The sequence below is a fragment of the Streptomyces sp. P5F9 genome (genome assembly GCF_057961495.1).
This window is the reverse complement of sequence record NZ_JBXVPZ010000746.1, coordinates 1-2,857: the sequence shown is the minus strand read 5'-3', so window position 1 is coordinate 2,857 and position 2,857 is coordinate 1. Positions and strand designations below refer to the sequence as shown.

The following is a 2,857-nucleotide window of genomic DNA, read 5'->3' as shown; positions in this document are numbered from 1 at the left end:
TCCAGGTCAGGGTGGCGGGCAGGGGCGGCAGCCAGGGGCTGGGCTGGCGTGGGGTGCCGTGGAGTTCGGCCGCGCGGGCGATGGCCCCGGCCAGGACGGCGAGGTCGGTGACGGCCTCGGTCTGGTTCGCCCCGGAGCCGCGCCTGGTGGGTGCGGGCAGCGGGCCGCCGAGGTTGTGCCAGGAGATCGGTGCCGCGCTCACCGTGACCGGGGTGTCGGCCGCCGCCTGTCCGCCGGGACGCCGGCCGCCGACCCGGCCCGACTGGAACGGCAGCAGGGCCGAGGGGCCGAGGCGTGCGTACGCGCGCCCGGGGTTGGCCGGTGAGATGTCGCCGGAGTCGGGGGCGTCGATGATGTCCCGGCTCTCGGAGGTGTCCGTGGTGCGCAGCGCGATACGCAGGTTGGTGTTGGCCCGGATGTCCGGGGTGACCGCACCGCCAGGCCGCTGGGTCGCCAGGACCAGGTGGATGCCGAGGGACCGGCCGCGCTGGGCGATGTTCACAAGTCCCGTGATGAAGTCGGGGAGTTCGCGGACCATGGAGGCGAACTCGTCGATGACCAGGACGAGTCGGGGCAGCGGCGGCAGTACGTCGCCGCCGCGCGAGCGCTTGTCCAGGTAGTCGACGACGTCCTTGGCGCCGCTCGCCGCCAACTGGGTCTCGCGGCGGCGGAGTTCGGCGCCGAGCGAGATGAGCGCGCGCTCCACCTCCGCCGTGTCGAGGTCGGTGACGAGCCCTACGGTGTGCGGGAGTTCGGCACATTCCGCGAACGCGCTGCCGCCCTTGTAGTCGACGAGGACGAACGTCATCTCGTCCGGTCTGTTGACCACCGCGAGGGTGGCGACGAGGGTCTGGAGCAGCTCCGACTTGCCGCTGCCGGTGGTGCCGGCGATGAGTGCGTGCGGGCCGTCCTGGACGAGGTCGACCGCGAAGTCCCCGTCGTAGCCGGTGCCGAGCACGGCCCGGGTGCTGCGGCCACCCAGCGACCAGCCGGCCACGATCGCGTCCGGGGTCGGGGGTTCGATGCCCAGCAGGTCCAGCAGCCGCACGGAACCGGGCAGTGCGCTCTCGTCGTTGTCGCCGACGCCGCGCAGCGGGGCCAGCGCCCGCGCGAAGTGCTCGTACCAGAAGGGGTTGGGTGAGTCGGCGCGCACGCCGTCCAGTTGGCCGCCGCCGTCGGTCCGCAGCCGGAGCGAGCGCGTGCCGGGGGTGAGGACGACGACGGCGCCGCACTCCTCCGGGAGCAGTTGCTCCTCGCGGTCGATGCACAGCGTGTAGACGCCGACGGACGGGCCGTCCCGCAGCAGGGCGATCACACCGGGCAGGGACCGGGCGCGGCGGGCCTGTTCCAGGACGACGAGGATGTCGGGATGGCCGGTCACCCCACCCCGGGTGAGTTCCGGACCGGCGGCGACGCGGGACGCGACCAGTTGACCGAGTTCACCGACGCGGCGGGCCAGGGACTCCGCGGTGCTGCCGACGAGGGCGTAGGCGTCCTCGCCCTGGGCCTGTGCGTGGGGCAGCCAGCGGGTCCAGGACCATTCCCGCTCACCGTCCGGTCCGGCCAGGACGACGATCCGCAGGTCGCCCGGACTGTGCAGGGCGGCGGCCTGGGCCGTCACCCAGCTCGCCATCCGGGTCGCGTCCGGCCCGGCGAAGCCCGCGACCCCGGAACGGCGCAGCGGGACGGAAACCGGCACCTGATTGAGCCGAGGCACCGTGGTGCGCCGGTGTTCGTCCTGGGTGGGGTCGTCCACGGTCAGCGAGGAGGGCAGATCGGTGGTGCCGACGCGGACGGACAGGAAGTCGGGGTCCTTCCACCGCCGTTCCCAGAGCCGTTCGGAGGGCTGGGCCGCCATCTGAAGGAGTGCCGCCGGGTCGGGCAGCGAGAGGCTGAGGTTGTGCTGTTCGGCGAGGACCGCCGCGTTGATGTCGGCCTTCAGCCGGCCCAGCGTCGCCTCGTGCTCCTTCATCTGCTCCCGGTACTTGACCATCGCCTGCTTGCGTCCGCTGAACTGGCTGGCCAGCGCCGCGATCGGGGAGAGCAGCGCGATGAAGACGAACGACCACCGGTGGCTGACCAGGATGGCCACCGCTGCGCTGCCCGCCGGGAGCAGCAGGATCGGAAGCAGCGGGATCGGCCGCTTCTCCGGCTTCGTCGGCGGTGCGGGCAGCCGGAACTTCGCGCCCGCCGCCGGTGGCAGGAAGCGCGGCGGCCGGTTGAACTCCAGGCCCATGCCGTCGGGCGCCACGGTCAGCGGCGCCCGGCGCGCGGACTGCGCCGTCAGTTCCAACAGGTGTGCTCCGACCTCCAGTTGACTGCCCGCCTGCCACGGCGAGGAGTCCGGTACCGGCTTGCCGTCGAGCAACACGCCCTCACGCGCGGTCAGTTCCGCACTCCCGTCGACCCGGACCCGGACCCGGGCAGCCCGGGGCGGTGCGTCGCCCATGAGCGGGATCGGGCAGTCGGGTGAGCCGCCGATGTCGTAGTCGCCCGGCACCAGGCGGAACACGGTGCCGGCCCCCGGTCCCGACACCACGCGGACTTCGGTCCGCCCCTCGGGGGCCGGCCCGCCGGGCACGGGAGCGCCCAGGCCGAGGTCCATGCCGTCGCGGATGCCGGCTTCCTGGATGGTGGCGGCGGGGTCCGCGGGGGCCGGGCCGAGATAGAGCGCCGGTTCGGCACCCACCGTCCCCTCCGCCGACCGCGTCGACGCGGCGCCGACCGACCGTGCCAGCTCCGCGGCAAACCGGCCCACCGGCACGGACGGTCCGGTCTCGACTGCGACGGTGGTCGACACCCCGTCGTCCTGCGGTTCTCGAACACTGACGGTCAATCGCACTGCTCGTCGTCTTCT

The 2,857-nt window shown here is 73.5% G+C and carries 1 protein-coding gene; it reads right to left on the bottom strand.

Annotated features, from left to right (window positions below):
- Nucleotides 1-2,842 (bottom strand): type VII secretion EssC family protein (locus AC31A1_RS49440; protein WP_489659599.1); only part of this gene is annotated, 2,842 nt, incomplete at its 3' end.
- Nucleotides 2,843-2,857: the final 15 nt, after the last annotated feature.